At 69.4% G+C, this 25,603-nt stretch carries 15 protein-coding genes and 1 pseudogene; 7 read left to right on the top strand and 9 right to left on the bottom strand.

Translation table 11 applies throughout. The features are described from left to right. Positions 1-241, top strand: a pseudogene (locus G447_RS12895) (S8 family peptidase); the annotation flags it as partial. Positions 242-450: 209 nt separating this feature from the next. On the opposite strand, the gene iolD reads toward G447_RS12895, so the two are convergent. From iolD to iolC, 3 genes are read right to left on the bottom strand one after another with little or no spacing between them, the layout of a single operon-like run. Next, on the bottom strand, positions 451-2,355 hold the full coding sequence (gene iolD / locus G447_RS0108955) for a 3D-(3,5/4)-trihydroxycyclohexane-1,2-dione acylhydrolase (decyclizing) (protein ID WP_026430797.1): 1,905 nt from the start codon (positions 2,353-2,355) through the stop codon (positions 451-453). Positions 2,356-2,392: 37 nt separating this feature from the next. Continuing rightward, complete coding sequence (iolB, locus tag G447_RS0108950) at positions 2,393-3,265, bottom strand: 5-deoxy-glucuronate isomerase (RefSeq protein ID WP_026430796.1); 873 nt, start codon at positions 3,263-3,265, stop codon at positions 2,393-2,395. Between the two features lie 28 nt (positions 3,266-3,293). Further along, positions 3,294-4,283: a 5-dehydro-2-deoxygluconokinase gene (gene iolC / locus G447_RS0108945; RefSeq protein ID WP_005868971.1), complete on the bottom strand. Its 990-nt coding sequence runs from the start codon at positions 4,281-4,283 to the stop codon at positions 3,294-3,296. 246 nt (positions 4,284-4,529) lie between these two features. Between iolC and G447_RS0108940 the strand changes: the two genes are divergently transcribed. From G447_RS0108940 to iolE, 4 genes are all read left to right on the top strand, one after another. Further along, positions 4,530-5,303 (top strand): GntR family transcriptional regulator, encoded by a 774-nt coding sequence (locus G447_RS0108940; protein ID WP_026430795.1) that lies wholly within the window; start codon positions 4,530-4,532, stop codon positions 5,301-5,303. Between the two features lie 424 nt (positions 5,304-5,727). Next, the gene (locus G447_RS0108935) at positions 5,728-6,804 is read left to right on the top strand and encodes a transaldolase family protein (protein WP_026430794.1); all 1,077 of its coding nucleotides are present in this window, start codon (positions 5,728-5,730) and stop codon (positions 6,802-6,804) included. 223 nt (positions 6,805-7,027) lie between these two features. Next, positions 7,028-8,014: an inositol 2-dehydrogenase gene (gene iolG, locus G447_RS0108930; RefSeq protein ID WP_026430793.1), complete on the top strand. Its 987-nt coding sequence runs from the start codon at positions 7,028-7,030 to the stop codon at positions 8,012-8,014. A gap of 236 nt (positions 8,015-8,250) precedes the next feature. After that, a complete protein-coding gene (gene iolE, locus G447_RS0108925; protein ID WP_026430792.1) occupies positions 8,251-9,162 on the top strand; it encodes a myo-inosose-2 dehydratase in 912 nt (303 codons plus the stop codon). Between the two features lie 1,223 nt (positions 9,163-10,385). Here iolE and G447_RS0108920 read toward each other — a convergent pair. Next, positions 10,386-13,961 carry an ATP-dependent helicase gene (locus tag G447_RS0108920; RefSeq protein WP_051226303.1) on the bottom strand — a complete coding sequence of 1,192 codons (3,576 nt, stop codon included), beginning with the start codon at positions 13,959-13,961 and terminating at the stop codon, positions 10,386-10,388. A 1-nt stretch (position 13,962) separates the two neighbouring features. Next, positions 13,963-17,211 (bottom strand): PD-(D/E)XK nuclease family protein, encoded by a 3,249-nt coding sequence (locus G447_RS0108915; RefSeq protein ID WP_026430790.1) that lies wholly within the window; start codon positions 17,209-17,211, stop codon positions 13,963-13,965. 80 nt (positions 17,212-17,291) lie between these two features. Here G447_RS0108915 and G447_RS0108910 point away from each other — a divergent pair, with 80 nt between their 5' ends. Then, positions 17,292-17,516 carry a DUF3107 domain-containing protein gene (locus G447_RS0108910; RefSeq protein WP_026430789.1) on the top strand — a complete coding sequence of 75 codons (225 nt, stop codon included), beginning with the start codon at positions 17,292-17,294 and terminating at the stop codon, positions 17,514-17,516. Between the two features lie 43 nt (positions 17,517-17,559). Here the strand turns inward: G447_RS0108910 and G447_RS0108905 are convergent, their stop codons facing one another. Beyond that, positions 17,560-18,189: a ferritin-like fold-containing protein gene (locus G447_RS0108905; protein WP_026430788.1), complete on the bottom strand. Its 630-nt coding sequence runs from the start codon at positions 18,187-18,189 to the stop codon at positions 17,560-17,562. Between the two features lie 291 nt (positions 18,190-18,480). Here G447_RS0108905 and G447_RS0108900 point away from each other — a divergent pair, with 291 nt between their 5' ends. Beyond that, positions 18,481-20,208, top strand: a complete 1,728-nt coding sequence (locus tag G447_RS0108900) for a DEAD/DEAH box helicase (protein ID WP_131295757.1) — start codon at positions 18,481-18,483, stop codon at positions 20,206-20,208. A 1,993-nt stretch (positions 20,209-22,201) separates the two neighbouring features. On the opposite strand, the gene G447_RS12295 is transcribed toward G447_RS0108900, so the two are convergent. The 3 genes from G447_RS12295 to G447_RS0108890 form a co-directional block, all read right to left on the bottom strand. Further along, a complete protein-coding gene (locus tag G447_RS12295; RefSeq protein ID WP_131295732.1) occupies positions 22,202-22,903 on the bottom strand; it encodes a hypothetical protein in 702 nt (233 codons plus the stop codon). Positions 22,904-23,304: 401 nt separating this feature from the next. Continuing rightward, the gene (locus G447_RS0108895; protein ID WP_026430786.1) at positions 23,305-24,393 is read right to left on the bottom strand and encodes an ankyrin repeat domain-containing protein; all 1,089 of its coding nucleotides are present in this window, start codon (positions 24,391-24,393) and stop codon (positions 23,305-23,307) included. 167 nt (positions 24,394-24,560) lie between these two features. Beyond that, positions 24,561-25,478: an AlbA family DNA-binding domain-containing protein gene (locus G447_RS0108890; protein WP_026430785.1), complete on the bottom strand. Its 918-nt coding sequence runs from the start codon at positions 25,476-25,478 to the stop codon at positions 24,561-24,563. Positions 25,479-25,603 lie beyond the last annotated feature (125 nt).

Here is a 25,603-nt window from a genome sequence, read left to right as displayed (position 1 = left end):
CACCACAGACCCCACCCAATACCCCGACACCAACCCCCTGCTCGACAAGTTCCCCGGAACCCAACCCAACGCCCAAACCGTCGCAGACTACGCCGACGGCCTACTCGCCACCGAGTCAGTGTTCACCAACGACCCCACCTACACCTACAGAGGAACAGACCCCACCATCATCAACACCCACCCCGACCGCACCGCCCTGGGCACCTCACCCCGATACCACAAAACGAGCGGTTCCGACTGACAACCCCTGGTCGGCTCAACGGCCCGGCGCAATGGCGACGACACCGCCGCCCTCCACACCGAGCACGAGCCCAGGCGCTTTGAGGGGGACCTGAACACAGAACCAACACTGCTAGCCCCCACGCCCCCGTCCCTCCCCCGGGAACCGGAGGCGCCCCCGACCCGGGCCCGTCGCGGGGCAGGAAGGCCAGGGGCGCCGGGACTCAAGCCTCAGAGGTAGTGCCTCTGGGGCTCGCGGTCGCGCTGGTACTCCTCGTAGGCGCGCTGCGTGGACTCCAGGGCCGAGACCTGCGAGACCGGCACGTCCCACCACGACGAGCCGGGCGGGTTGGGCCCGTACAGGTCGGTCTCGATGTGGATCATAGTCGCCACGTCGGAAGCGGCCGCAGCGCGGTAGGCATCCTTGAACTCGTCGATCGAGGAGACCTTGATGACCTCCAGGCCCCAGGACGCGGCGTTCGCGGCGATATCTACGCCGATGAGCTCCTCGTCGCCCAGGTGGGACCCGCCCGCGCGCTTGCGGTACTTCGTGCCGAAGCGCTGCGAGCCGCGCGACTCCGAGAGCGAGCCAATCGAGGCGAAACCGTAGTTCTGCAGCAGGACGTAGATGACCTTGACACCCTCCTGCACGACGGTCGCCAGCTCCATGGGGAGCATCTGATAGGCGCCGTCGCCCACAATGGACACGACCTCGGACTGGGGCCTGGCCAGCTTGACACCCAGGGCGGCGGGCACCTCGTACCCCATGCAGGAGAACGCGTACTCCACGTGGTACTGGACGGGGGTCCGCGCGCGCCACAGGGCCTGCAGGTCGCCGGGCATGGATCCGGCGGCGTTGACGACCACGTCCTCGTCGCCCAATAGCTCGTTGAGGGCGCCGAAGACCTCCGTCTGGGCGGGCAGCGGCCCGTGGCCCAGGTGGTAGCAGTGGTCGACCCTGGCGGCCCACGCCTCGCGCTCCGCGGCGATCTCTTCGGTGTACGCCTGGTCGACGCGGTGGCCGGCGAGCGCCGCTGTCAGGGCGGTCAGGGCCTCGCGGGCGTCGGCGACCACCATCTCGGCGCTCTGCTTCGCGGCGTCGAAGGGGGTGATGTTGATGTTCACGAACTTCACACCGGGGTTCTTGAACTGCGTCTTCGAGGCGGTCGTGAAGTCGGAGTAGCGCGTGCCGATGCCGATGACCAGGTCGGCTTTGTCGGCCAAGTGGTTCCCCGAGTCGCCGCCGGTGGAGCCCACGCCGCCCACCGAGCACGGGTGGTCGTGGTTGATGGCGCCCTTGCCCGCCTGCGTGTCGGCCACGGGGATCCCGGTCGCCGAGGCGAAGGCGCGCAGCTCCTCGGAGGCGCCGGAGTAGATGGTGCCGCCGCCGGAGACCACCAGGGGGCGCTCAGCCGCGCGGATCAGGGCGGCCGCGCGCTCGAGGGCGGCCGGCTCGGCGGGCGGGCGGCGCACGTGCCACACGCGCTTGCGGAAGAACTCGACGGGCCAGTCGAAGGCCTCGGCCTGCACGTCCTGGGGCATGGCGATGGTGACGGCCCCCGTCTCGGCGGGGTCGGTGAGGACGCGCATCGCGGCCAGCAGCGAGGGGATCAGTTGCTCGGGGCGGTTGACGCGGTCGAAGAACCGCGAGACGGGGCGGAAGGCGTCGTTGACGGACACGTCGAGGCTGGTGGGGTCCTCCAACTGCTGGAGCACGGGGTCGGGCACGCGCGTGGCGAACTGGTCGGAGGGGAAGAGCAGGACGGGCAGCCGGTTCGTGGTGGCCAGGGCCGCTCCGGTGACCATGTTGAGGGAGCCGGGGCCGATGGAGGCGGTGCACATGTACGTCTGGAGGCGGTTCGTGGTCTTGGCGAAGGCCGCGGCCGCGTGGACGGCGCCCTGCTCGTTGCGGGGCATGATGAAGGGCATCTCCTGCTCGCCGTCGGCGCGGGCCACTTCGTTCTGCAGCAGCGCCTGGCCGATCCCGGCGACGTTGCCGTGCCCGAAGATGCCGAAGGCCCCGGCGATGAGGCGCTGCTCAGTGCCGTCGCGCTCGGAGTACTGGTTGGAGAGGAAACGGATGGTGGCCTGGGCGACGGTGAGTCGCACGGTGGCGCCGTGGGCCTCGTTGCTCATTCGTCGGGTCCTTTCTGCGGGGTCGGGTTCGGGGCGCTCACTTGTTCATCGGGAGCCTGGGGTCGACCTGCTGGCCCTCCCAAGTGGCGCGGATCCAGTGATGGGCGGGGTCGTCGGGCGCCAGCCAGACCAGGTCCTCGCTCGGTCCGGCCATGACATTGAGGTAGTACATGTCGTAGCCGGGCGCCGCCACGCAGGGGCCGTGGTAGCCGTGGGGCACCAGCGCGACATCGCCGTCGTGGACCTCGCAGCACAGGTCGATAGGGCGCTCGGCAGTCCCGTAGGTGCGGTGGAGGCCGAAGCCCCTGGACCCCTCGGGGCCGTCGGCGATCTCGAAGTAGTAGATCTCCTCGAGCTCGCGCTCGTCGTCGCTGTGGGTGTCGTGCTTGTGGGCGGGGTAGCTGGACCAGTTGCCGCCGGGGGTGATGACCTCGCAGGCCAGCAGGTGCGAGGTGGTGACCCCTTCGACGGCGAGGGCGTAGTTGTTGACCTGGCGCGAGCAGTCGCCCGCGCCCCGCAGGTCGATGCGCACCTGGCTCTTGGGGTAGTGGGCGACGGGGAGGTCGCGCGCGGCCACGGCCGCGGGCAGGGCGAAACGGCCCCCCTGGACGGAGGTGATGGTGAACTCCTTGCCGCGGCCCACGTACAGGTAGTCGGTGACGCCGGAGAAGACGCCCTTGCGCCCCTCGAGGGCGTAGTCGGCGCCATCGACGGCGACCGCGGCGGCCCCGGCCAACGGCAGGACCAGGAGCTCCGAGTCGCCGGTGTCCACCGTCTCCGACTCCCCCGGGCCCAGGACGAGGACCCGCAGGCCGCAGAAGGCCCAGCCCGCGCGCCCGGGGTCGACGTCGACCGTGTAGCGCCCGTGGGCGGAGGACCCGGCGGGGACGTAGATGTCTGGCAGTGTCATGGGTGCTCCTACTGGTGGTCGGGAGTGTTCAGTGGTGGGTCCCCTCGGCGAAGGCGAGGAGCTCGTCGGTGGTGGGCATCGCGGTCGAGCACTCGAGGCGGGAGGCGACCAGCGCCCCCGCAGCCGAGGCGACGCGGATGGTGCGCTCGAGGGGCCACCCCTCCAGGAGGCCGTGGACCAGGGCACCCCCGAAGGCGTCCCCGGCCCCCAGCCCGTTGAGGACCTCCACGGGGGTGGCCTCGACGAAGACGCTCTGCTCGGCGGTCTTCGCCAGCGTGCCCTTGGGGCCCTGTTTGACGACGGCCATGCGGGCGCCCCTGGCGAGCAGCGCGTCCGCCGCCCCCTCCGGGTCGGAGCAGCCGACCGCCATCTCGCACTCGTCGAGGTTGCCGACGGCCACGTCCACGTGCCCCAGGACGGCGGAGACGCGCGATCGGGCCTGGTCGGCGCTCTTCCACAGGTTGGAGCGGTAGTCGAGGTCGACGACGGTCAGGGGCGGGGCCAGGCCGTCGGGACACGCGGAGCAGACACGGGAGCGCACATCGAGGGCCTCGAGGTGGATGCCCAGGGAGGAGTCGCGGGACAGCCCCGTGACAGTGAACCAGAAGATGCGGGCGGCCCCGACGGCGCCCCAGTCGATCTGGTGGCGGGCGATCTCCAGGTCCGGCGCGCTGGGCTCGCGGTAGAAGTACAGGGGGAAGGAGTCGGGCGGGAAGAGCTCGCAGAAGGTGACGGGCGTGTGGAAGTCCTTGACGGTGACGACGTGGCCGGAGTCGACCCCGAGGCGCTCCATCTCGCGGGTGACGAAGCGCCCGAAGGGGTCGTCGCCGACGCCGGTGACCACGCCGGCGCTGTGCCCGAGGCGGGCGGCCGCGACCGCGACGTTCGTCGGGGATCCTCCGAGGAACTTCCCGAAGGTCTCCACGTCCTCGAGGTGGCGGCCGACTTGGAGGGGGTAGACGTCGACTCCGGAGCGCCCCATGGCCAGGAGATCGACATGATGGCGTTCCATTGACACGTCGTGTTCCTTCCGCTTCGTCGAGGAGGCCGCTGGGCCCAGTGGCTTCAGGATGCACCATACGGACCCCCCGCGTCAACCTTTGTCAGAACATTTTGAGAAGGCTATCATGTTGTCCGAACCAATGAGGACGATTCCAATACCACGTAACCACGCGTTTGTTACGATTGGAATCCGAATGACCGGAACAATACCAACACACCCCCAGGATCAATGGGCACAGGCACACCAACATAAGGACCCGTCATGAGCACCGCATCGAGCAGCAGCAAGGAGGGCGCCACCCCCTACGTCCCCCAGATCAAGCTTGACCGCTCCTCGCCCGTTCCTTTGTACTTCCAAATTTCCGAACCCATCGCCACCCTCATCAACGACGGGACGCTCCCGGCCGGCACGAGGCTCGAGGACGAGCTGTCGATGGCCGCGCGGTTGCAGGTCTCGCGCCCCACGGCGCGCCAGGCCCTGCAGCGCCTAGTCGACCGCGGATTGCTCACGCGCAGGAGGGGGGTCGGCACCCTGGTCTCCCCTCCCCACGTCCACCGCCCGATGGAGCTCACCTCACTGCTGTCCGACCTGACGGACGCGGGGCACCACGTGAGCACGTCGATCACCCGCTACGAGATGCGCGCCGCCACGCAGGAGGAGGCGAAGGCCCTGGGAGTCGGCGAGGGCGAGGTCGTCGCGCACATCGAACGCATCCGCTACGCCGACGACGAGCCGATCGCCATCCTCACGAACCTGCTCCCCGCCGATATCACTCCCACCATGCAGGAGCTGGAGAACGACTCCCTCTACGAGCTCATGCGCCGCCGCGACGTCGTCCTCACCTCCGCCCACCAGGTCATCGGCGCGCGCACAGCCTCGTCGAAGGAGGCGCGCCTGCTGAACGAGAGCCGGGGGGCCGCCGTGCTCACCGCGCGCCGCACCACCTACGACCCCTCGGGGCGCGTCGTCGAACACGGGAACCACATCTACCGCGCCTCACGGTACTCCTTCGAGACAACGCTCTTCTCGAACTGACCGCGCGCCGGGGCGGGCGGCCGGGTCCGACGGAGCGCGCCGCCGGGGCGGGCGGCCGGGTCCGACGGAGCGCGCCTTCCCCGGTACCGCACACAAGGATCGGAAATACGCAACATGCGATCGCACTGAACGGCAGAATCAAGCCGTTGTGTGCGACCCGCGTTTCGTAAATGAGGGCCCTTGTGTGCGCACTCGAATAGAAGGGCCCCAGCCCGGTGGATCGCTACGAACAGGCGGTGGGCAGAACTCCGAGGCGGGAGCCGCCGGACAGCCCCGCAGCGGACGGCGCCCGCCTCGTCGACTTCGTCGCACACCATACCCACCCTTTGTTACGACAAATGATTGACAGGATGTTGAGCGTGCTCTAGAGTTGGCACCACGACGCGAACCCGTCGACGGACAAACACGAAGGAGTGTTCCCACAATGCCCATCGAATACACCCCCGGTCCCCTGCTGGACGCGGCCCGCAACACCCCGACCGCACTGTGGAACGACTCCTCCGATCCCAATGAGCTGGCGCAGTCGATCTCCTTCGGCGGCGTGGGCGCCACCTGCAACCCCACCATCGCCTTCACCTGCATCAACCAGCGCCGCGAGGTCTGGCTGCCCCGCATCGCCGAGCTCGCCAAGGAGATGCCCGAGGCCAGTGAGTCCGAGATCGGATGGCAGGCCGTCCGCGAGCTCTCCCTGGAGGCCGCCAAGCTCCTCGAACCCATTTTCGAACGCGAGAACGGGCGCAATGGGCGCCTGTCCATGCAGACGGACCCCCGCCTGGCCCGCAGCGCCAAGGCCCTGGCCGACCAGGCCGAGGAGTTCTCCAACCTGGCCCCCAATATCATCGTGAAGATCCCCGCCACCTCCGTCGGCGTCGAAGCCATCGAGGAGGCCACCTACCGCGGCGTCTCCGTCAACGTCACTGTCTCCTTCTCAGTCCCCCAGGCCATCACCACCGGCGAGGCCATCGAGCGCGGCCTCAAGCGCCGCGAGGCCGAGGGCAAGGACGTGTCCACGATGGGCCCCGTCGTCACCCTCATGGTGGGCCGCCTCGACGACTGGATCAAGGACGTGGCCAAGCGCGACAAGCTCTTCCTGGACCCGGGCCATCTGGAGTGGGCGGGAATCGCCGCCTTCAAGCGCGCCTACCGGGAGTTCAACAAGCGGGGCCTGCGCGCCCGCATGCTCTCTGCGGCGTTCCGCAACGTCATGCACTGGTCCGAGTTCGTCGGCGGCGATGTCGTCGTCTCCCCGCCTTTCAAGTGGGCCAAGCTCATCAACGACTCGGGCTACAAGATGCAGCAGCGCATGGACATCCCCGTGCGCGAGGACATCATGGCGACCCTGCTGTCCATCCCCGAGTTCGTCCGCGCCTACGAGCCCGACGGCATGACCCCGCTGGAGTTCGACACCTTCGGCGCCACAGCCAAGACGCTGCGCGGCTTCCTGCAGGCCGACGCCGACCTCGACGCCCTGGTCCGCGACGTGATGATGCCCGCGCCGTGACCCCACCCCCGGGCGGGGCACTGCGGCCCCGTCCGCCCCGGGCGCATCCAGCCAACCGCCCCGGATGCGTCCAACTGCCCTCCCCAGACACGTCCGACCGGCCCGGATGCGCCCAACCAGCCGCCCTGGGCACGTCCAACCAACCGCCCCGGATGCGCCCAACCACCCTCCCCAGACACGTCCGACCGGCCTTTCCGGGCCCCGAAACGAAGGAAAAGCAACGATGCTCAATATTGCCGTCATCGGCGCCGGCCGCATCGGCCAAGTCCACGCCAGAACCATCGCCTCCCACCCCGGCGCAGCCCTCGCCCTCATCGCCGACCCCTTCGGCGACGCAGCCGAGAAACTCGCCGCCGTCCACGGAGCGCGGCACACCACCGACATCGACTCCGTTTTCACCGACGGCTCGATCGACGCCGTCGTCATCGGGTCCCCCACTCCCCTGCACATCCCCCACCTGCTCGCCGCCGCGAAAGCCGGAAAGGCCGTCCTGTGCGAGAAGCCGATCGCCCTGGACATGAAGGATGTCGAGGCGGCGCGCGAGGAGCTGGACGCGGTGTCCACGCCCGTCATGTTCGGCTTCAACCGGCGCTTCGACCCGTCGTTCGCCGCACTGCGGGCCGCCGTGGCCGACGGGCGCATCGGCGACCTGGAGAGCCTGCTCATCATCAGCCGCGACCCCGCTGCCCCTCCCATCGAGTACGTGAAGGTCTCCGGCGGCATCTTCCGCGACATGACGATCCACGACTTCGACATGGCGCGCTTCTTCCTGGGAGACATCGTCGAAGTCCACGCCTTCGGGCAGAACTTCGACCCCGGGATCACCCAGGCCGGGGACTTCGACGCGGCCGTGGTCACGCTGAGGAACACCGACGGCGTCGTGGCGACGATCATCAACAACCGCAAGTGCTCCGCCGGCTACGACCAGCGCCTCGAGGCGCAGGGGTCCACGGGGACCCTCAACGCCGACAACGTGCGCGCCACGACCGTGCGGCTGTCGAACGGCGAGGCCACCGACGCCGCAGAGCCCTACTTGGACTTCTTCCTGCAGCGCTACGCCGACGCCTACCGCCTCGAGCTCTCCGCCTTCATCAACGCCGTCGCCGAAGGCAGGACGCCCCCCACCTCGATCGCGGACGCCATCGAGGCGCTGCGCCTGGCCGAGGCGGCCACCGAGTCGGCGCGCACCGGCCGGGCCGTCACCCTCTGACCCCGGGGCCCGGCCCTCGACGCGCGGGCACTGCCCCGCACCCGGCCCGGGGAAACGGATCCGCGTGCGCCTACCTAAAACGAGCACCACCCCGCGCACACCCCGCGACCCCCGCCTCGAACAAGTTCGCCAGAATGTCTGAACAATCCAATTGTCCTCGGTAGGATAGAAGCACTGCCGGGCACCCGCGGAAGGTGCGCGGGGCACCGGAATCCGCGACTCATAGGAGAGCTGCAATGACCACGACCCCCATCCACGACCCCCACGGCATCACCTGGGGCATGCACCCCATCGCTTGGCGCAACGACGACATCCCCGAAGTGGGCGAGTGGAACACCATCGACGTCATGTTCGACGACCTGGCCGCCACCGGGTACGCGGGGACCGAGGTCGCCGGCTGGTACCCGCCCAAGGAGGAGGTCAAGGAGAAGGCCGACGCCCACGGCCTGGCCATCGTCGCCCAGTGGTTCTCCAGCTTCATCGTGCGCGACGGCATCGACGCCGTCATCCCCCCGTTCAGGGACAACTGCGAATACCTGCAGTACTTGGGCGCCACGCGCATTGTCGTGTCCGAGCAGACCGGCTCCGTGCAAGGAGCGCGCGACATCTGCATCTTCGACAACAAGCCCATCCTCACCGACGAGCAATGGCACGTCTTGGCCGAGGGCCTCAACCGCCTGGGCGCCATCGCCCACGAGTACGGCCTGGAGCTGGTCTACCACCACCACCTCGGCACGGTCGTGCAGACCAAGGACGAGACCCTGAAGATGCTGGAGCTCACCGACCCCGCCGTCGTGTCCCTGCTTTTCGACACGGGCCACGCCCACGTGGGCGACGGCGATGTCATGGGGCTGCTGCGGGGCGCCATCGACCGCATCAAGCACGTCCACTTCAAGGACGTGCGCCCCGACAAGCTGGCCGAGTCCCGCCAGGCGAAGCGCTCCTTCCTGGACTCCTTCCTGGCCGGGATGTTCACCGTGCCCGGCGACGGAGCTATCGATTTCACCGAGCCCTACGACTTCCTGGTCTCCCACGGCTACGACCAGTGGATCCTGGTCGAGGCCGAGCAGGACCCGAAGACCGCTCCCCCGTTGGAGTACGCGAAGACCGCCCGCGCGTACATCGAGTCCGCCCTGCTCACCCGCTGAGCCCGTGCCCGCTGCGGCCGCGCCTCCACGGACACGTCCTTGCGCTCGGCAGATGCTCATCGTGGACGCGGTTGCCCGTTCCGCCGAGGCGGATGACCGCGCGCAGTTGAGCCCCACCATTCGACTATTACCGTCCTCACAGTAGCCTTCGGGCCATCAAGTAGGACCCCGGTGGTCTCGGGTAGAGGCCATCGTGCCCGTCGTCAGTGATTCTGCGTTGGAGTTCTGCGGTTCCGTCGCGGGCCGGGAGAGGCCCACTGCGAAAAACGCAGGGTTTCAAATGTGATAAACGCAGGGTTCTCATTGTGAAAAACGCCGGACTTTCTAGGACCGTCCGGCAACGCCTCGCGGCAACTGAGGCACCTGGCGGCGCCAGGGACTCCCTGACTGTTCCCAGTGGGGCCATATAAAGGCCATAACGTTGGTTATGGCGCCGCCTCAATGCATCTGGTGGCGCTGCACGCCCTCTTTGACACGCAGTTCCCGGTTACGCACACAAGGGACGGATTTACGCAACACGACATCGCACACAACGGCTTGATTCCACCCTTGTGTGCGAACGGCGTTGCCTAATTCGGGACCCTTGTGTGCGCACCTCACAGCAGAAGAGGACCGGAGGAGCGCTGACGGCGCGCCCGTACGAGGCGCCACCGCGATGCTGGTCGACCTCCGCCCCCTGGCACCATGCCCAAGACGCTCCCGGGCAACACGACCGCGCCTCAATGCACCTGATGGTGCTGGGTGCCCCCTGACGCGGATTGATGGGGGCGGCGTCCACTGCGTTCAACACGCCTCAATGCACCTGATGGTGCTGGGTGCCCCCTGACAGGGCGGGCGCCGCGCTGGCCGCGGACATCGTGGTGGCCTCAATGCACCTGATGGTGCTGGGTGCCCCCTGACACGACATTCTCCGTACTAGGGGATACGTCTTCTTGTCAGCCTCAATGCACCTGATGGTGCTGGGTGCCCCCTGACCCCTCGGCGTGTCGAACAGCAGCTGACCTGCGTGAACTCCATGCCGGATCGCCAGTGGCCGAACAGGGAGCCCTCCGGCCGGTGGGCACCGTCCCAGTTTAGGGGACTTTTCGTTGCGAGCACAAGGGTCGCCACCGACGCTCGAATCAGCTCCCGGTCTGCCGGATTCCAACCGCTTTCCAACGGAAAATCGGCGCCGACATCCACAGAACTATTACTCATGCCACCATTTTATATACTATGTAACCCTATTCTTCCGATCCGAGCGCGCCCCTCACCAGGTCGTCCAAGGACGCGCCGGGCTCCGCGCCGCAGCGGGCCTCCAGTTGCTCCACCGTGAAAGAGGCCGGGCCCGCCAGGAATGCGACGCGCGCCTCAACGGCCGACTCGGGCACGCCCGCGCGCTGGGACCAGGCCCGCCGGTACAGGCGCAGCTGGGTGGTGAAGTAGCGCAGCTTCGCGGGATCCGTCCGCCGGTTAACGGCCCTGCCGGACTTCCAGTCGATGACGACGAAACGCGGCCCGCCACCACGGGTGCGCTCGAAGACGGCGTCGATGCGGCCCTGCACGGACACGCCCCCCACCTCCACGCTGAAGGGCTCCTCGATACTGACCGGGGAGCAGCCCGCCAGCTCCGTGGCGACGAACTCCGTGAAATTCGCCCGCAGCACCTCCAGTTTCGCCCGGGACCGCTCGTCCAGCGCCGCCTCCTCGACCACCTGGGGGCCGCCGCCCAGCGACGCGTCCACGCCCCCGTCGCCCCCCGCCTCGTCCGCCGGGAGCGGAGAGCCCACCGGCCCGTCCCCCGGTGCGGCCGGATCGCCCCCCGCCGGTTCGGGCGACGCCAGGCGCAACTGCCGCTCCGCCCACGCGTGGAACACCGTGCCCAGGGCCGACGACTCCGACGGCTCGGCCGGCATGGGGCGCCGCACCCGCGCCGCGAAAGTCTGCGGGTCGTCCAGCAGCTCCGACACGGAGGTCGCCGGCACGCGGTCCTGCCAGATCTCGACCACCGGAGCCTCCAAGGACACGCGGTGCTCCTCCAGCAGGGCCACCGTGTCCGCCACCCCCGGCTCCCCTTCCATCTGCGCCAGCAGGTCGAACACGTCCGCGTCCGCGCGCATCGACGCGATCTCGCGGCGGACCTGGGCGGCGGCGCGTGCCACTGCGGCGCGCGATGGCCCCGGCCCCTCGGGGAAGGCGGCCTCGGCCTCTGTGAGCGCCAGGCGCCCTAGCTCTTCCTCATCCGGGCGGGGCACCACCAGGGCGGACCCCACCCCGGGGACCACCAGGGGCCCACCCGCCCCCGGCGCGGCACTGCCGCCAGTCCCGGACGCTCCGTCACCCGGGCCAGACGCAGCCCCGCCCTCGCCGGACGCGCCGTCACCCGGGCCAGGCACAGCCCCGCCCTCCCCGGACGCACCGCTGCCAGCCCCGGCCCTTGCGAAGAGCTCCGCGTGGGCCTCCATGAGGTAGCGCGACGGGTGGCGCGGCGAGGCGCCCGTGCGGTACATCCACGAGCCCACCAGCAGTTGCGCGCTGCGCGCCCGCGTCATCGCCACATACGCCAGGCGCCGCTCCTCGCGCTCCGCGTGCTCGCCCAGGCGCGCCTCGTAGTCGCCCTCCAGCCACTTCTTGAAAGCAGCGGACGGCTTCGCCTCGCCCTCCACGTCCAGATCGAAGTCCGGCAGGTCCATGCGGTCGCCGCGCAGCGGGTAGGGCAGTGCGCTCGCGTCGCGCACCCATCCCGAGTCGGTGGGCGGACCGTCCCGCCAGTCCACGGTCCTCCTCTTCGAATGCGAGGGGAACACGCCGTCGTCCATCGCGAAGACGACGACCCCGTCCCATTCCAAGCCCTTGGAGGCGTGGACTGTCATGATCTGCACGGCCTGCGGGTCCGGCTCCGACACGGGGGCCTCCAGTCCGTTCTCCCGCTCGTCCGCCATGTCCAAGTAGGCGAGGAACGAGGACAGGGAGGCGCCCGGCACCTCCGCCTCGTAGGAGGCTGCCACGTCCACGAAAGCGTCCAGGGCCGCTCTCCCTCCCGCCGCCAGCGGGTCGGAGACCACGTCGTCGAGGATCCCCATAATGGAGACCGCGCGCTCCACCTGCTCCACGACCGAGCGCCCCGCCCCCGCGCGCACCGCGCGGAGCCGAGACCCCAGGGTCCGCACGCGGCGCACCGCCTCCCCGCTGATGGCCGGGCGCCCCCGCGCACCGCTGCTCGCGCTCCACCCCGGTTCCGGGGGGTTGTCCACGGCGTCCAGCAGCACCGCCCGGTGGGGGTCGCGCCCCTCCTCGCGGGCCAAATGGCGCGCCCAGTCCCCCAGCGCCACCAGGTCGGCGGCGCCCAGGTCGATGCCCGCCAGCAGCCTTGCCAGCCACGGCGAGGCCTCCACGTCGTCGGCCAGCACCAGGGCCGCGCGCGCGTCCTGCACGGACGGCTGGTCCAGCAGGCCCCCCAGGCCGACGATCTGCGTGGGCACGCGCGCCTCCCGCAGGGCCATGTCCACGTAGGGGAAGTCGGAGCGCCTGCGGCACAGGACCGCGGTGGTGGGCCGTTTGCCCTCCCCCGTGCCCCGCGCCCTGTGGGCGGACACGAAGTCCACGACCGCTCCCAGGGCCGAGCGGTAGTCCTGCGTGTAGGCGATGTCCACTCTCCCCTCCCCCGCCCTCGGTCTGGCGCGCAGCACCGGGGACTTGGCGGCCCGGGAGTGCTCGCGCAGGGGTGCGGCCACGCGGTTCGCGGCCCGCAGGATGTTCCGGTCGTTGCGCCACGCGGTCGACAGGGTGAGGGTCTGGCCCGGCCGGGCGGGGCCGTCCTGGAAGCGGTCGAGGAATCGCTCCAGGGACGAGGCCGACGCGCCCCTCCACCCGTAGATCGCCTGGTTCGGGTCGCCCACTGCCGTGACGGCGTGGTCGTGGAAGAGCAGGGACAGCAACTCCATCTGGATGACGGAGGTGTCCTGGAACTCGTCGAGGAGCACCGCCTGGAACTCGTCGCGCACCTGGGCGCGCACGGCCGGGGCACTGCGGACGATGCGGGTGGCGAGCACCAGTTGGTCGGAGAAGTCCAGCAGGCCCCCCTCGCGCTTGCGGCGCTGGAACTCCTCGACGGGCCCCAGGTAGGCGAGGCGCCGCGCGTTCGCCCGCAGGGTCTTGCGCGCCGTGTCGTTCGTGGCGCCGATCTGCTCCAGGTCCCGCCCGAACTCCTCCAGGGCGTCCCGCGCCTCCTCCACCGTGTACCCGTGCTCGCCGACCTCGCCCGCCAGGTGCAGGCAGTGCCCCACCACCGCCGACGGCGACAGGTCCTCGTCGAGGTCCGTGGGCCACCCCTCGACGATCTGCGTCATGAGGTCCACGGCCCCCGCCTCGGTGAGCATCGTGAAGTCCGGGTCGATGCCGATCCTCATGCCGTGCTCGGCGACGATGCGCTCGGCGAAGGAGTTGTATGTGAGGGACACGGGGTCCTCGTCGAGGCGCTCGCGCAGTGGGGGGACCCGCCTGGCCAGCAGGGCGAGCCTCTGGCGCAGCCTGTCGCCCAGCTCGCCCGCGGCCTTGCGCGTGAAGGTCAGGCCCAGAACCGACGAGGGGGCGATGTCCTCGTGGTTGGCCACCAGCCACAGGACCCGCATCGACATCGTCTCGGTTTTGCCCGAGCCCGCGCCCGCCACCACCAGGAGGGGGCGGCGCGGCGCCTCGATGACCCGCACCTGTTCGTCGGTGGGGGTCTTCGCCGGGTCGACGAGGGCCTGGATGCCCAGTGCCGACAGGTCCTGGATTCCCAGGGCGGGCAGGTCCTGGCGCCCATTCGCGCTGCTCATGTCAATCCACCGTCTTCCTGCCGCGGTCGCGCGCCGGGCACAGCCTGTCGAAGGAGCAGAAACGGCACGCCGCCTCGGAGGGGGTCGCCCGGAAGGAGGGGCCGCGCGCCGCCTCCCCGACCCGGCGCACCGCCGCGCGCCACTCGTCGAGGTCCTCGCCGCGCAGAGCGGGCTGGTCGAACACCCGTTCCTTGTCGCCGCCGACCAGGGCGATGCGCCCGCCGACCACCGGCTCCCCCAATGCGAGCAGTGCCATCTGATAGGCCGCCAGCTGCGGGTTGTCGGGCACATTCTTCGCCGTGTACCCGTAGCGCCCGGTCTTGATGTCCGTGACGCGCACGCCCCCGTCGACGTGCTCGACGCGGTCCATCCGGCCGCGGATCGTCACACCCTCCACGCTGGCGGCCACGGTCCCCTCGACATCGACTGCGCCGGGCACGCCCTCCATGTAGGAGGCCAGGTTGTCGATGACGGCGTAGGCGTGCGCGTGGTCGCGCCTGCCCGCCCAGGTGTCGAGGTCGTAGCCGAGTTCCCCGATGCGCTCGTCCAACGCTGCCCGCAGCTGCTCGCGAGTGCCGTTGGGGTGGTGCTCGGCGATGTCGTGGACCAGGGTGCCCAGGGACTGGGCGGCCGTGCCCGGCCCGTCGGCGCCGATGGTCGTGAGGAACCACCGCAGGGGGCACTGGAGGGCGCTCTCGAACTGCGAGGGGGAGAGCACCACCTCGCCCGTGAGGGCGGCGTCCGTGGTGGGCGTCCCACCCGCCCCCATCCACCGCTCCGGATGGGCGGCCCGCACCCCCTCGCGGGCCAGCAGGGCCAGCAGCCGCACCGCCGAGGCGGCCCGCTCCGACCCGTCCTCGCGGGCGGCGTCCTGGCGCAGGGCCGCGATGTGGCCGCTCAGCGACAGGGGCGCGGGCACCTCGTCCAGGGGAACGACGCCGCCGGTCCTTGGGGTGCCTGCGTGCGTGGCCACCAGGTCGAAGAACGCGGAGGGCGCCTGGTGCTCGTTCCTCACCGCGCCCGCGTGGATGAAACGAGTGGCGCGCGACAGGGCCGCCACCAGCAGGCGGTACTCCTCGTCCAGGACGGATTTGCGGGCCGCCCTGGTGGAGTCGATGAGCGCCTCGTTCCCCTCCGGGTCGGTGGTGGTGCGCCCTGCCCCCACGTCGGCCAGCAGGTCCGCGCGCAGGATCCGGTCGCGCAGCCGCATATTCGGCCACGCCCCGTCCTGCAGGCCGACGACGGCGACCACGTCCCAGTGCCGCCCTACCGCCTGCGCGGGGGTGAGCACCTCGACGCCCTCGGGCCGTTGCCCCACGCGGGAGATCGTGTCGATGGGCACCGAGCCGCCCAACAGCTCCTCGGCGAAACGGCCCGCCGCTCCCCCGGGGTTGCGCTGCTCCCACACGTCCGCGACGCGCATGAGGGCGACGACGGCGTCCAATTGGTCGTCGTACCACCCGGACTCCGCGTCGTCGGCCATCGCCCGCGAGCGCCACTGGTCGGCGACGCCTGCGGCGCTCCACATCGCCCACAGCGCTTCCTGGGGGCGCCTCGTCCCGCCAGCGCCCGCGGCCTCCCACACGGCGCCCGCCCTGCCGAGCGCGTCGGCGAGTTCCGCTGCCGCTGCCGCGCGCCTGCCCTTCCAGCCCGCCGCGTCCCGCAGCAGGGGGCCCCACAAGGCCGGGTCGGCGATCAGGTCGGCGGTGTCCGGGGGCCCGGAGGAGCACGGCGGAGCGGGCTCCCCCGCCTCGGCCCCCGCAGTGGGTTTCCGCCGCCCGTCGTCTGTCGCGCGGCCCCCCGCCTCGGCCCCATCGGGCCGCTGCTCCGCGAGTCCGCGCAGCAGGCGGTGCACGGCCAGCATGTCAGCCCCCACCAGGGCCGAGGCGAGGAGCCGCTTGGCCACTCCCGCGCGCACCGCCCCTTCCGCGGTGGACCCGCCCCGGGGCACCACCAGCAGGTCGAGCATGAGGCGGGTCACCGGTTGGGCGGCGAAGTCGAAGGCGCGGCCCCCGCCCGCCACGGGAACGCCCCCGCGCGACAGGTGGCGGCGCATCTCGTCCACCATCGACGCCGAGCGCACGATGACGACCTGGCCCGACCACGCCACGGCGTCGTGGAGGCGGTGGGCGCGCAGTTCCCGGGCGATGAGGGCGCCCATCTGCGCGGGCGTGGCCGCCAGGTGCGTGCGCAGGGGGCGCTCCGCGTCGTCGCCGTCGGCCCCGGCCCGCCGTCGCGCGGAGGGCCCCGACTGGGTGACGCGCGAGGCGGCGTCGGCTACCAGGGCCCTGATCCGGGGCGAGGGACCATGGACACGGTCGAGCTCGTCGATGCCCACGCCCAGCGCCGAGGCGAGGCGCAGGTCCAGGTGCGGCTCCCCGCCCCGGTATCCGGCGACCGCGACATCGGAGTCGGACAGGGCGACGACCCTGGCGCCCGCCGCGCGGCAGGCGCGCAGAAGCGTGATCGTCGAGGGCGTGCAGTCCTGCAGGTCGTCGACCACGACCACGTCGGGCACGGGCGGGGGCGCGCTCACGCCCGCAGCCTCCCCGTCGTGCTCCCACGAGCCCACCAGGTCTGCGGCGAGGGCCTGGATGCGGGAGAGGTCGACGCGCAGGGCGCCGGGGCACTCGGGGCCGGTGAGGGAGGCGTCGAGCAGTGCGCGCAGCAGGTGCCCGGCGGCCACCCACTGCCCCTGCTCGAAGCGCTCGCCCGCGGCGATGAGGGCCTCGCCGTCCATCCCCGCCTCCCCGGCCCGGGCGAACAGGTTGCGCAGCTCCGCGCGGAAGGCGGGCATCGCCCGCATCTGGGCGGGGATCTGCTCGGGCCAAGGGGCGGGCACCGACTCGATGAGGCGCGCGATCGCCTGGTCCTGGGCCGAGCCGGTCACCAGTTCCACGGCGCCCAGCGGGGAGCGCCTCCGGGTGCGCCATGTGGAGACGACCTGGTATGCGAAGGAGGCGGGGGTGCGCACCGGGCGGACAGCGTTGGGCGCCAGGACCTGCGCGCGCGGGGCCAGGTGGTCGGCGCGGGCGCGGTCGGGCACCAGCAGGACGGCGCTGCGTCCGTCGGCCACGGCCCCGGCCAGGACCGCGAGCGCGACGGTGGTGCGCCCTGAGGAGGGGGCGCCCCGCGCGATGACATCACGGTGGCGCGCCGCCTCCACGACGGCGGCCTGCGCGCGGTCGAGGGCGGGCAGGCGGGCCCATCCCCGGGGGCGCGGGCGCAGCCTGACATCGATTTCGCTCATGACTGAATACTGGCAGACGCCATGCGCGTCTGCGGCGCATACGATGGGGCCGATAGCGAAACGCGACCAGGAGGCCCCTGATGAACATTGTGATCGGCGTGAGAGACTCCGCCCGCGAGCTGCCCCTCGAGATCGACATCGACGAGGCGGCCCTGGTGCGCACCATCGAGCAGGCGATCGCCTCGGGCGGCGTCGTCTCCCTCACCGACGTGAAGGGGGACCGCGTCCTGGTGCCCGCCGCGGCCGTCGCCTACGTGCAGATCGCGCGCAAGTCCGACCGGCGCGTGGGCTTCGCGGTGAGCTGACCCGGGCGGCGGCCCCCGCCGGTGTGAACGGGGCCTGGTCCCGCTACGCCTTCAAGTGGATGCCCGCCAGGCGCTCCCCGTGCCGCTTCGTGATGTACGCGGCGATCTCGTCCGACGCCTCGGGGCTGCCCGACAAGTCCGGGTGGGTGAACAGCGTCGCGCGCACCAGGCCCAGCACTTCCCCGGCGACGCGCCGGGACCACAGCGACAAGCGGGCCGCCAGCTGCGGATCCTCTTCGATCTGGGGCGCCAGGTGCTCGCGCACCCACTGCTCCTGCTCGAAGGGCCACATCTCCTCGCGGTCCTGGAAGAGCCCGTGGATCTGCGAGATCCGCAGCAGCATGTCCCCGATGATGCCCACCGTCACGAAGGTCTTCACCGAGCGCTCCGACCAGGTGGACGGGCGGGTGCGCGCGTCGAGGTCGTCGTAGAGCCCCGAGTACTGGCCCGCCGCCGCCTCCAGGTCGACGCCGCGGTGGGCGCTCCACACCTCCAGTTGCTCGAAGAGCCCGAAGGCCTTCGCGCTCATGCGCGCGTGCGTGATGTGCGCCTCGATGCTGGGAGCCTGGTCGCCGTCCTTGGCGAGCCTGGTCATGATCGCCAGCGCGGAGAAGGCCAGAAGGCCGATGACGTCTGCGTCGGTTTCCGACACGGGTTCGTATTCGTGTGCCATTCCCCCAGGATAGTCCGCGCGCCCTCCGCCGCCCACCCGCGCGGAGCGCCCGACTCCTCACTCCCCCCTCGCGCCCGCCGCCGGGGCCTGGCGGAGGGCGCCGACCAGCGGGTTCGCGCCAGTCGCCGCCCGAGCATCGCGCGCCGCGGCGCCGCCCACGCGCACCGCCTGTGACCAGCGCCTCCAGCCCGATCCTATGCGTACCCGGTAAAATCAATGACGACCATGGCTGACCGGTCGCTTGAAACGAACGAGAACGCGCGCCGCGGCACTGCCCGCCCGGCATTGACAATGCGCGATCGGCTGCCACCCCTACCCCGGCGCTGCCGGGAGACAAGGCAGATCGTGACTTCCACGAACACCCAGGGCACCGACGAAGCAAAGGCGCCCACCAACCCGGCCCCCGCCTCGGACCACTACTCAGCGGGCGTCGTGCGCCTGGGGAACATCGTCCCCGCCGCGCCCGAGGTCCCCGAGGCCACCCCCGACATCTCCGAACGCGGCGACGAGGACTTCTCGCGCAAGTCCTTCGCCGACTTCGGGGTCACCGACCCCATAGTCGACGCCCTGGAGGACCAGGGCATCACCCACCCCTTCCCCATCCAGGCGCTCACGCTGGGCCCCGCCCTGGACCGCCACGACATCATCGGCCAGGCCAAGACCGGCACCGGCAAAACCCTCGGCTTCGGCATCCCCGTCCTCGAGGACGTCATCGCCCCCGACGAGCCCGGCTTCGACGACCTGCTCAACCCGAACAACCCGCAGGCCCTCATCGTCCTGCCCACCCGCGAGCTGTCCAAGCAGGTCGCCTCGGATCTGCGCGCCGCAGCGAAGTACCTGTCGACCCGCATCGTGGAGATCTACGGCGGCGTCGCCTTCGAACCGCAGATCTCCGCCCTCAAGAAGGGGGCGGACGTGGTCGTGGGCACCCCCGGGCGCCTCATCGATCTGCTGCGCCAGGGGCACCTGCACCTGTCCGGCGTCGAAACCGTCGTCCTGGACGAGGCCGACGAGATGCTGGACCTGGGCTTCCTGCCCGACGTGGAGACCCTGCTCTCGCGCGTCCCCTCCCACCGCCACACCATGCTCTTCTCCGCGACCATGCCCGGGCCCGTCGTCGCCCTGGCGCGCAAGTTCATGGAGCACCCCACCCACATCCGCGCCCAGGACCCCGACGACCAGCACCAGACGGTGAACACCGTCAAACAGGTCGTCTACCGCGTCCACTCGCTGAACAAGGTGGAGGTCCTGGCCCGAATCCTGCAAGCCGATGGCCGCGGGCGCGCCGTGATCTTCTGCCGCACCAAGCGCACCGCCGCCCGCCTCGGCGAGGACCTTGCGGCGCGCGGCTTCGCTGTCGGCTCCCTGCACGGCGACCTGGGCCAGGGCGCGCGCGAGCAGGCGCTGCGGGCGTTCCGCAACGGGAAAGTGGATGTCCTGGTGGCCACCGATGTCGCGGCCCGCGGCATCGACGTCGATGACGTCACCCACGTCATCAACTACCAGTGCCCCGAGGACGAGAAGATCTACATCCACCGCATCGGCCGCACCGGCCGCGCGGGCAACTCGGGCACAGCTGTAACCTTCGTGGACTGGGACGACACACCCCGCTGGTCGCTGATCTCGAAGGCCCTGGGGTTGGGCGTGCCCGAGCCCCTGGAGACCTACCACACCTCCCCTCACCTGTTCACCGACCTGGACATCCCGGAGGGGACGACCGGGCGCCTGCCGCGCGCGAAGAGGACCCGCCCGGGCCTGGCCGCGGAGGTCCTGGAGGACCTGGGCGGCCCGTCGCGCGACCCACGAGGCAGGGGCCGCTCCGCGGGGTCGTCCCGGTCCCGCTCGTCCCGGTCCCGGCGCTCGAAGGACGGGGACCAGACTATGCACCCCGGCAAGCAGGGGCGCTCCGACCGCGGTACGCGCGGGCGCGGGCGCGGGGAGCACTCCCCGCGCGCTGCCGAGGCGCCGGCCCGGCGCGCTCCGCGCAAACGCATCCGCCGCCGCAAGGGCAGCGAGTGAACTGTTGACCGCGCGCCTGTTTTGCAGGCGCCGCGGGTGAGCGCTTCGTGAGTCCACCCGCGGTAATGCTGCGAGGGGTCCCGGGCCGCATGGCCCGGGGCCCCTCCCGTTACCTTGTCAGTGGTTCCCGGTGGAGCACCAGGCACTGGTGACCGCTGATGAGGGGAACGACCTGTTGCGAAGCGGCTGAGGTCTAACGCAGGCGTGGGTGGTGGAGGCCACTGCCCTGACCAGGGAGCGGTGAGTCTGTCGTTATTTGTGTGTGCGGGTTAGAGGTGGGGGGTGGTCCGGTCGGGGTGGGGGGCGGTGGGTTCGTGCTGGGGCTTGTTCTGCGGTTGGTGGTGGGTTGGCCTTGGTATGGGGCGGGGTGGGGCGGTGCGTTCGCTGGCGGGTTCGCCCTGGTCCTTGTCGCGCTCTTGGGCGCGCTCGTCGCTGTTGCGGGTCTGCTGGCCACAGTAGATTTGTCTGCGGCCTCGTCGGAGGAAACTAGTGGCCGCGGTTCCTCCGATGTCCTGTGCGCAGTTGGTCGCTCGCGGACTCAATAGCGTTGGTGGAGGGGGCACCTCCCGCGCCAGTGGGGGAGACACGACGCGGCGCCCCTGTGGGCGGGAAGCCCAGGGAACAGCGTGAACCGGCCTGGGCCCTGTCCCACGTCGCCACCGTCTGGGGGCAGCGGGCCCGGGGCCATGGGCGCGGATCGCGCCCCGGGGTGGACCACGGGGAAGGAAGGCCTGCAAAAGCCCGCGCGCACAGCCCGCTGGACGGCTCCGGCCCACCGCGTCAGTGATCTTCGCGGATCGTTCCCGCGCTCAGAGGCCGCACCGATCGTGGACGCCAGGCGGTGGCCAATTCGCGCACCGTCATGCCCCCCCGCGCGGATCAAGCCGATGGATCACCCCGGTCCTGGCCCGCCCGGGCCGGCACCACCCCCCCTTGCGCTGCCCTCCGCGGCGCCGAGCGAGCCCGCCCAGCACCATGGGGGCCACCGGTCCCGGAGGGCCCCACCTCCGAGGCCGACAGTCCTTGGCCGCACTCCCGCTTCCCCGTGCTGGGACGCGCCAACGGAACCGACCCGGCCCCTCCCACAATCCCAGATGACCGGTCAACTCAGCGGCCAACCCGCGTTCCAGGGGCCACTCCTCGAGCAAAGCGGGCAGCAGGCCACCAGTCCCAGTGATCACCAGCCCCACCCGAATCAATCCGCTCGAACAAACCGCCCAACACCCCACAGGAACACAACTACTCCACCACACCCACACCCACCAACACGAACCACCACACCACCAGCCACCACGTATCAATCCTTCCAAACCAAAGAGGACACACAGACAACTGAACGCCTACGATCAGGGACACCAGGGCCCAGCGCAGGGCGCCGCAGGAGAACTCGGCCCGTGCTGGCGCACCCTGGTGAGGTCATCGCACCAACAGGGCCGTGGTGCGGCGCCCCTTTGGGTCATGGGCCAACAGGCGGGGGCGCGTCCCATGTGAGCGGGCAGAGCACCCGCACATGGGGCGCCACGGAACCGGATCAGCGACCCGACACTTCACGACGAAACTATCCGCCTCCTCGCGCAAGCTCACCGCCACCAGCCCCAGAGCCCCCCAGTTCGCAATAGGTCGCCATGTCCGGAGCGGAAAAGGTATCGTAACGCGCGCCGGGGCCTCCCAGATGATCGTTGTGCAGCAACCTCAACCATCCGGCAGACCCCGACTCTATGCAAACTTCACCCACCCCCAAAACCGCGAAGAGCCCCTAAGCGGCCTGCACTTTGGACGGGACACCAGAGAATGGGGCGATCATCAACGCCGAAAAAGAGACCCTCCACCAACAGGCAGACAGTAGCCACAAGCTCACCGACTACAGTGGGAACAAAAAGCCGCAGAGCGAACAACATTGCGCGCAAGATCCTTAGAAGATCACGAATCGCGACACTATATCAACCTCATTAGAAGAACTAGAAGAATGATCACAAAAACACTCTTAACCCAGCTAAACCCTACTATCAATCCACCTGCGAACATTCACTCCCCAAGACGGTAGAATAGCCGCCAGCACAAACACAACCGATAACGACAACGCAGCAGAAAGAGAAAGTTCAGAAGCGTGCGCTACAAACTTATATTCCTCATCGCTCCGATCAAGACGAATCGCCTGCGCAAACTCGTAAGATTCAAGAAGACGAGGCAACAGAAGAGATACCACCGCCAACACACCGCCAACAGCCATCTTCGCACTCTGATACATATTCTCGAAACAAACAACAAACAACTGCACTGAAAGACCCAGAACACAAAGAATATTAACATACCGGGCCTCATATAGCGACACAACACCCTCCAATCCATTCGCAGAAGAAAATGCAATCGGCGCATCGCTCGCAATAACATAATATGCTACACAAAGAGCCAGAGCAAATGTGGCAACACAAACTAACTGAACGCCAACAATTCCCCCCATTCGACCGCCATCAAATAGAAACCCTATCAACAGAGCCACGGTAGGCAGCATTAGCGCCCGCACCAAAAATAGAACCAAATTACCATCAAACCCATCACCCATACGACGCGACAGCTGACAAGTAAAACAAGAAAACAGAATCATTATCGCTAGTATTAAAACAGACTGCATCCCATATTTATACACAAACCCCTTAAAACGACTGTCACGAAAAACTGAAACACTATCGACCATAGTCGAATGGTACCACCCAACATAGTTCTTCACATTTTACAGGCTCCCTGTATTTAACGGTGTAGACGGTGTGCTAGACCACCGGTTTCGAGCGGCCTGGAAGGCGGATCGACCGAGGCGTCCAGCGTCAATAGAATCACACGTCACCTAAGTCCATCAGGGCACTTTCCCATCTGCGGGCACGAATTCTCACCCTTCCACGGATTCAAAGCCTCCGTCATACCTGGAACAATCCAGTTTCGAAAGTCCTCTCAACGGATCCTGCACATTCAAACTCCACATCAGAACCAACACGCGATTCCTTAGAGACAACAGCTCTACTCAAAGTCACTGACCCAGACTAACCATACTAGTAGCGTAGGACTTATAATTGCGCGAGCACCACCGCGCGGCGACGCCCGTCAACGGCCCACGTCTGGGACGTCCGTGGCGATCAGCACAGGGTTGAGGCGCACCCAGCGCACCGCCAGCCTGATGAGATCGTCGCACGCCTGGGTCTCCATGCTCTCCGCTTTCAGCGAGTCCACGGCGGCCCTGGCGCGCTCGACATCATCCGGCGGCAGGCTCGTACGCGAGGTGATGATCGACAGGAACTGGTCGAGGAGCATGTTGAAACTACTCCCCCAGTTGACGCAGCCGTTGTCGTAGACCTCGTAGGCGACTTTCCCCGCGATCCGGATGACCTCGCCCTGCAAAGAGGCGGACTGCCCGCTGACGGGGACGAGCCTGTCCCACAGGTCGTCGTACTGACGGCCGACCGGGGCGGATTCGTCGATCTCCAGTCTTTCCCCCAGCACCGGGGCGGGCACCGCCTGGCGCTGTTCCACCCCGAACAGGGCGCACAGCTGGGCCAGCGCGGCCACCGCCTCGTCGAATCGGGAATCCGGGATGTCCGAGTGCCCGTGCGAGATGAAGGCGCAGCGCAGGCTGTCCATCGAGCGCAGGGACTCGCGTTCGCGCTTCCCGGTGGGCGCGCCGTGGGCGAGGAGAACGCGGATGACCTCGAGGGCGCGCGGGGCGTCGAAGAGCACTTCTTCGCCCAGCGTGTGCTCCGTGAGCGTCGTCTTGCCGCGGAACCGCGACTTCGCGACCGCTCGGGCGTCCGCGCCCCAGGAGATCATGCGCTCGACATCGTCGGCCCCCAGCATTCTGACGGCGTTGAAGAGCGGTGTGCAGTCCTCTCGGTCCCGGGCGTTGATGTCGGCGCCGCGTGAGACGAGGTAGGGGATCTGGTCGACGCGCCTGCTCATGACGCGCGAGTGCACCGGGGTGTGCCCGTAGCCGTCCCGGGAATTGATGTCCTCGCCGCGCTCCAACAGGAACGCTGTGATCTCCTGCGAGGCGGGGAAGTGCATGAGGCGGGGTTCATACGCACGGCCCGGCAGGGAGGCGCCGACCTCGCAGCCCTCCACCGCCCGCGCTACGGCGCCGAGGTCTCCCGACGCGATGATCTCTTCGATGTCCTCCGGCAGGGTCTTGCGCAGTCGCATGCCTTCGCACTCCTCTCATCAGTGTCCGCCGTCCAGTCTACCGGCGCGCTGGCCGGGCAGTGCCTCCTCCAAGCAGACCAGGACCAGCAGCGGGAAGCAACGCCGCCCTAGCCCCGCAGTGCCTCCTCCCACCAGACCGAGAACAGCAGCGGGCAAACACCGGCGCCCTAGCCCCGCAACGCCTTCTCCACCGCGCGGGGCAGATGCGCCGGCCGCTCGCGGTTGCGCAGGACGAAGTACATGCGCAGCCGGGTCCAGAAGGAGACGCGCACCGCCTCGGGCCACCGCTGCGACACGTAGAGGACCGCGTCGGAGACCTCGAGGCGCCGCGTCGAGTTGCCGACGCGCACCCACAGTTCGGGAGCGCCCTTCCCCTTCGGGCCCAGCAGGTACACAGGGCGGGGCGAGGGAGGGATGGTCACCCGGCACACCTCGCCGCCCGAGGGCGCCGAGGCGAAATCCAGGATCGGCAGGGCCGCGGCGTTGGTTCCCAGGCGCTGGCCCCACATTCCGCGCATCCACAGTTCGAAGCGGTCCGCGTCCGGGCTCTTCAGCGTCGCGTAGTCGTCGTCGAGGCCGATGAGGCGCCCCTCGTCGTCCACGCCGATCAGCAGCGTGCCCCCTCCGGAGTTGAGGAAGGCCGACACCGTTTTCGCGATGACCGTCTCCATCGCCTCGTCGCGCTTCCCGGTGCGCACGTTCCAACGGGCCGAGGACTTGAACTCGCGGGTCTCCGACTCCCCCAGCGCGGCGGTCTCGCTGATCGAGGGCAGGCCCTGGCGCGGGTTGAGGCGGGCGAGGACCACAGCCACCGCGCTGACGACGAGCACTGCGACCACGGCGGCGAACCCGATCATCCCCGGCTTCCACAAGTCGCCCGAATCGAAGATCCATCCCGCGATGACCAGGCCGCCCCACAGCCCGGCCAGTCCGGTCAGGGTCGCCGACGCCGTCGACATGGTCATGCGGTTCTTCAGCACACGGCGCACGACGAGGCCGATGACCCACGCGATGAGGACGAGCACCTGCTGGATGAACACCATCCAGATCAGGTCCGGGCTCGCCGGGACGAATGAGGCGGTCATTGGTTCCACTGGGTTCCTTTCGAGGGGCTCGTCGCGTGTTGCTCCCACAACATCATAGGAGTCTGCACGAATCCTCAACGTCCGGCGTGAGTTCCCTTAGTGTCCGCGCTGGGCCCGGGCCGGGC

The organism is Schaalia georgiae DSM 6843, from assembly GCF_000429245.1.
In the GTDB taxonomy this organism is placed as follows: Bacteria; Actinomycetota; Actinomycetes; order Actinomycetales; family Actinomycetaceae; genus Pauljensenia; species Pauljensenia georgiae.
The sequence above is the reverse complement of the archived record's forward strand: the minus strand, read 5'-3'. Positions and strand labels throughout refer to the sequence as shown.

Excerpts from the sequence above, each read along its gene's own strand:
- iolD (WP_026430797.1), bottom strand. The coding sequence starts at position 2,355 with ATGAGCAACGAGGCCCACGGCGCCACCGTGCGACTCACCGTCGCCCAG.
- iolB (WP_026430796.1), bottom strand. The coding sequence starts at position 3,265 with ATGACACTGCCAGACATCTACGTCCCCGCCGGGTCCTCCGCCCACGGG.
- G447_RS0108940 (WP_026430795.1), top strand. The coding sequence starts at position 4,530 with ATGAGCACCGCATCGAGCAGCAGCAAGGAGGGCGCCACCCCCTACGTC.
- G447_RS0108935 (WP_026430794.1), top strand. The coding sequence starts at position 5,728 with ATGCCCATCGAATACACCCCCGGTCCCCTGCTGGACGCGGCCCGCAAC.
- iolG (WP_026430793.1), top strand. The coding sequence starts at position 7,028 with ATGCTCAATATTGCCGTCATCGGCGCCGGCCGCATCGGCCAAGTCCAC.
- iolE (WP_026430792.1), top strand. The coding sequence starts at position 8,251 with ATGACCACGACCCCCATCCACGACCCCCACGGCATCACCTGGGGCATG.
- G447_RS0108920 (WP_051226303.1), bottom strand. The coding sequence starts at position 13,961 with ATGAGCAGCGCGAATGGGCGCCAGGACCTGCCCGCCCTGGGAATCCAG.
- G447_RS0108915 (WP_026430790.1), bottom strand. The coding sequence starts at position 17,211 with ATGAGCGAAATCGATGTCAGGCTGCGCCCGCGCCCCCGGGGATGGGCC.
- G447_RS0108910 (WP_026430789.1), top strand. The coding sequence starts at position 17,292 with ATGAACATTGTGATCGGCGTGAGAGACTCCGCCCGCGAGCTGCCCCTC.
- G447_RS0108905 (WP_026430788.1), bottom strand. The coding sequence starts at position 18,189 with ATGGCACACGAATACGAACCCGTGTCGGAAACCGACGCAGACGTCATC.
- G447_RS0108900 (WP_131295757.1), top strand. The coding sequence starts at position 18,481 with ATGCGCGATCGGCTGCCACCCCTACCCCGGCGCTGCCGGGAGACAAGG.
- G447_RS12295 (WP_131295732.1), bottom strand. The coding sequence starts at position 22,903 with ATGGTCGATAGTGTTTCAGTTTTTCGTGACAGTCGTTTTAAGGGGTTT.
- G447_RS0108895 (WP_026430786.1), bottom strand. The coding sequence starts at position 24,393 with ATGCGACTGCGCAAGACCCTGCCGGAGGACATCGAAGAGATCATCGCG.
- G447_RS0108890 (WP_026430785.1), bottom strand. The coding sequence starts at position 25,478 with ATGACCGCCTCATTCGTCCCGGCGAGCCCGGACCTGATCTGGATGGTG.